This is a genomic window from Pseudomonas sp. TR47 (assembly GCF_044143025.1).
GTDB classification, from domain to species: Bacteria; Pseudomonadota; Gammaproteobacteria; order Pseudomonadales; family Pseudomonadaceae; genus Aquipseudomonas; species Aquipseudomonas putida_E.
This window is the reverse complement of record NZ_JBHFCS010000055.1, coordinates 1-2,765: the sequence shown is the minus strand read 5'-3', so window position 1 is coordinate 2,765 and position 2,765 is coordinate 1. Positions and strand designations below refer to the sequence as shown.

Annotated in this window: 2 protein-coding genes; both read right to left on the bottom strand. The window is 44.7% G+C overall.

The annotated features are described in order from the left end of the window. Positions 1 to 1,415, bottom strand: a 1,415-nt coding sequence (locus ACEWE8_RS25895; RefSeq protein WP_395589439.1) for a hypothetical protein, incomplete at its 3' end; no start/stop codon positions are given. Beyond that, a partial coding sequence (locus ACEWE8_RS25890) for a tyrosine-type recombinase/integrase (RefSeq protein WP_395589438.1) occupies positions 1,412 to 2,765 on the bottom strand: 1,354 nt, incomplete at its 5' end. The genes ACEWE8_RS25890 and ACEWE8_RS25895, both read right to left, overlap by 4 nt.

Genomic DNA, 2,765 nt, shown 5'->3' with positions numbered 1-2,765 from the left:
CGTATAGTCTCCTCCGTGTTTCCAAGTTTCTCTGCCGTCAGCAGCATATCTCCGCCGCTAAGCTTTATATATTGATAGCTTATATTTTTTCTCCACTGGGTTGGATTAATCCATACCGTATTCGGAAGAATCATTCCAAGGTGTTTTTTGAACGCCCTTAAAGCGGATGTCGAAACAACAGAGATACTATCTCTGCTTCGGTGTGTACTCACAGGTATCGGAAATGCTAAATCAGTTTTTTCATTAGCGATAAGCCAGTCACGAATCTTTAGGTGCTTGTCAAATACCGATGAGAAGCGCGCTCCGAACTCGGGCAGCACTGTCTTTCCCTTAGCCCTATACTTAACCCCGGACATGCGTTTACCTTGCGTTGTAGGCACGATTTCTAAGGAAGTAAGGCGGAGTTGTTTAGCGACGCTCGTATTGCAACCAGTAGCCGCGATGAACGCAAGAAATCCGGCTGTAATTGCGTGGATACCTAAACGGATTCTTGTTAATGATCGTAAGTCGGAGTTCCGATCTTCTATGCGATAGCGCGTTTGATCGAAACGGGATCTCTCAATCACCGTCGTTGCGGCCCGCCAGTCCAGCCCATAATGACGTGTGACATCGGGCCAAGAAGGAAAGTGAGGTGATGACTCTAATAGCTTGGCGATAGAAAAATGATCAGGATTTCTTGAAGCGAAGTGGACGGACCAAAGATAATATGTAGGGTTGTCTGGCGAAACTATCTTTAAGGGAAGCGGAGCGCCTTCCACAAGCACGCGATAGGCTTCCTCTACGTAGCAGACTAACGTTGCGAATGTCCTCGCTTGAGTATCTGAGTCGGGGAGCTCAAGACTGATATGTCTAGAGTTATCTCGGCTTTGAGTGATGTAAGTCGCAAAGCCTTTTATTTCATTCTCGCTTAGCTCTGTGGTCGACGCTATTATGAAGCGCGCTGCACGTTGGTATGATGATGCGGTGCTTAGCTTGATCGGGCTGTCGTTAATTCCTGATTTTCTTACCCGCATCAATAGATTGGCAGTATATGCGAAGTAAGCGCTTCGCATGGATGCTAAATTATTGAATTCGTATGCTTGTTCTTGTGCGTCAATCCAATCCATAAACCTTGAGAATTCACCAAACATTCCAATTGCGGTGCTGGCTGGCCTTCTGCTTAATTCTTCAAGCATGAAGCGCGCTATTGGTATCCTATGTTTATCTAGCGAGGCGAGGTCAACGGGACAGCTTAAGTGCTGAGGGAGTTTACTGCCTCTCTTTGTATAACACAGTGAGCCAATATCCAGGGTGCGCGAGCACGAAGCGTATTTATTGAATACGTTCAGAACTGAAAGCTCAGGTCGCATTATATGTACGTTGTCATCAGCAGGCAGGAATTCCATAGTCTTTCTCTGGATGAGAGTCTGTTTCATTTTATCTGCTCTCCCGAGATGCTAGTGAGAACATGCTTGAAGAGCTCCTCTTCAAATTCATGCTGGATGCTTTTTTTCCACTCCATTCTTGTCTTGTAGTTTAGGTATTGTAATGTGGTGTTCTTGTTTGTGTGCCCCATGCGCTGCTGGACATGTTCAATTGCATAATTTGTGCTCGTGTTGCCAAAATGCTTAATTTGGCTTTCCATAAGATTCATTCCAAATGTGGCGCGCAAGTCATGGAATTTGAATTTTTTGAAATTTGGATGAGTGCGAAATATTCTGGGAAGAAGTATTTGCTGGATGTGAACACGAAGGGCGGCTCCGTCTTGTATATTTACTTGCTGCGCTCTGCGGCTCATATTCCCGTTCGATGTGAACATTTTCTGGCTTTTGCTCGATATTTCTCGCCTGCTTGTGTAGTAAGGAATTCCACTCTTGCTCAAAAAAACATAGTTGTCTTTGGAGTCTCCGTAATAAGAGCGTAGTCGCCGCTTAATAGCTTCAGGGCACCTGCTATAAATAATTATGTCTTTCACTAACCAGCCTGGGACTAATAGTGTCATTTTTTTATTTTTCTTTGTATCTATTAAGGTTCCAGAGCCTATGGCGAGCCTTAAATTTCCATCGGAGTCGAGCCTGCCTTCAAAATCTCGTATTCGGAGGGTACCAATTGTCTGGATGCGTGCGCCCGTAAATAGAGCAAGATAAAATATAAGCTGATATTCACGCGAGGAGTGATGTAACGTTTTTAGAACGATAGCTTGCTCGTCGGTGGTTAATGGGCGAAGTTCCTCGTCATCTTTGATGTACTCGGCACAGCTTTGTTTAGATCCTCCCTTGAGGGATAGGTTATGAGAGGAAATCTTTACTTTTCCGGCAGCTCCGTACTCAGTCTTAACGAAAAGCTCTCTGTTGATTCTCGTGAAAGCTATGCCGTCACCGCATGGCTGGTTTACTAAGCCCCACTTTGTGATGGCGTCATAAAAATTAACTACAGCGTTAATTCTGGATTTTGCTGTGCTTGTTGAGAGTTCTGCATTATCCACAAAGTTCAGTAATTGCTCTCTATATCGATATGTCACTTTCAGACGATCATTTTCCGGAAAGTGAAGAAAATTAAGTTTCTGATCCTCCAGGAAGCGCAGATAGTCAAGTAAGTGGTCCGCAATACCTCTGTATGTCTTCGACTCATATCCAGGCTCACGTTCTAGTTTCGTCGTCAGGTAAAGATTTCCGATGAGCCATGGCTCACCATTACCCTGTATTAAAACTGGAAAGTTTGGGTAGTAACCACTTTCGCTGCGTGTGAATATATCGTCCAGCGCCTTCGTCGAGTCGAGGGGGAAG